At 54.0% G+C, this 1826-nt stretch carries 2 protein-coding genes and 1 pseudogene; all 3 read left to right on the plus strand.

Going from position 1 to position 1826, the window contains the following annotated elements:
* On the plus strand, positions 1 to 364 hold a 364-nt coding region (locus tag BG74_RS16225), incomplete at both ends, for a pyridoxal 5'-phosphate synthase (protein ID WP_244267202.1).
* 1 nt (position 365) lies between these two features.
* Positions 366 to 472: pseudogene (locus tag BG74_RS16230) on the plus strand (pyridoxine 5'-phosphate oxidase C-terminal domain-containing protein); the annotation flags it as partial.
* 159 nt (positions 473 to 631) lie between these two features.
* Positions 632 to 1826, plus strand: a 1195-nt coding sequence (gene tyrS, locus BG74_RS03090) for a tyrosine--tRNA ligase (RefSeq protein ID WP_066596534.1), incomplete at its 3' end; no start/stop codon positions are given.

Raw genomic sequence — 1826 nt, forward strand, 5'->3', positions numbered from 1 at the left:
CCAGCCGTACCAGCGGCTAGTATTACTTAAATATTTTGATCTTCAGAGTATGGTGTTCTATACCAATCTCGGCAGTCAAAAAGCCACACATTTGGCTCATAACCCCCGCATCAGCCTGCACTTTCCCTGGAACACGCTGGAACGGCAAGTTCTAGTCCTGGGCCGCGCGGATCGGCTCTCGGTCATTGACGTGATAAAGTACTTTCACAGCCGCCCGCGCGATAGCCAGATAGGTGCCTGGGTCTCGCGGCAATCCAGCCGAATCTCTGCCCGCGGCATGTTAGAAAGTAAATTTCTGGAGCTGAAACAGAAATTTGCCCAGGGTGAGGTGCCGCTGCCCAGCTTCTGGGGTGGTTATCGAGTCNCTATCGATGCGATGGAATTCTGGCAGGGCGGTGAACATCGATTGCACGACAGGTTTCTCTATCGGCGTGAAGAGGGCGGTTGGCACGTTGATCGGCTGGCACCATAGCCGGATCGGTTATGATACCCTCACCGAGGCGGTGAGGGTCTGACTTGACCGCGACGCCGGCGCCAGGAAAACGTTTTTAAGGATAGAGTCTTGCACGCTGGGTAAAACCGGCGTGGACCGTGGTATCTTTTTCTTTCTTTCTTGATAATGGAGCTTTTGATGGCAAGCAGTAATCTAATACAACAATTGCAGGAGCGGGGGCTGATTGCCCAAGTCACGGGCGAGAAGGCTCTGTCTGATCGGTTGGCAGCAGGGCCGATCTCGTTGTATTGCGGCTTCGATCCCACCGCCGACAGCTTGCATTTGGGACATCTAGTGCCCTTGCTGTGCCTCAAACGCTTCCAACTGGCCGGCCACCGTCCAGTAGCGCTGGTAGGGGGCGCTACCGGACTTATCGGCGATCCCAGTTTCAAAGCGACTGAGCGCAAGCTTAATACCACGGAAACCGTCCAGAAATGGGTGGAAAAAATCAAACTCCAGGTATCGCCGTTCCTCGATTTTGACTGCGGCAATAATAGCGCCATCGCCACCAACAATTATGACTGGTTTGGCTCAATGAACATGTTGACGTTTCTGCGCGATATCGGTAAGCATTTTTCCGTTAATCAGATGATCAATAAAGAAGCGGTAAAGCAGCGGTTGAACCGTGATGATAGCGGCATTTCCTTTACCGAGTTTTCCTATAATTTGTTGCAGGGCTACGATTTCGCCTACCTGAACAAACAGTACGGCGTGGCGCTGCAGATTGGCGGCTCTGACCAGTGGGGGAACATCACCTCCGGAATAGATTTGACGCGCAGGCTGCACCAGAACACGGTGTATGGCCTGACAGTGCCGCTTATCATCAAAGCGGACGGCACCAAATTCAGCAAAACCGAGGGCGCCGCGGTGTGGTTAGATCCCAGCAAGACCAGCTCCTATAAGTTCTATCAGTTCTGGATCAATACCGCCGACAGCGACGTGTATCGCTTCTTGAAGTTCTTCACCTTCCTATCGCTTTCCACTATCGAGGCTCTGGAGCAAGAGCATCACGCCAGTGACAAGACCCCTCGCGCCCAGTATGTGCTGGCAGAAGAGGTCACTCGCATGGCACACGGCGAGCTAGGTTTGGCGGCGGCAAAGCGTATTACCGCAAGCCTGTTCACCGGCGCGCTGGCAGACCTGACCGAGGATGATTTCGCTCAATTGGCCCAGGACGGCATACCGACGGTCGGACTTGATCGCGGTGCGGATTTACAACAGGCGCTGGTAGCGGCTGATCTGGTGCCGTCGCGTGGCCAGGCCCGTACCATGATAAGTTCCAACGCAGTGGCGGTGAACGGCGAAAAAAAGGTATCGCCAGAGTATGTTTTTA

The sequence above is a fragment of the Sodalis-like endosymbiont of Proechinophthirus fluctus genome, assembly GCF_001602625.1.
In the GTDB taxonomy this organism is placed as follows: domain Bacteria; phylum Pseudomonadota; class Gammaproteobacteria; order Enterobacterales; family Enterobacteriaceae.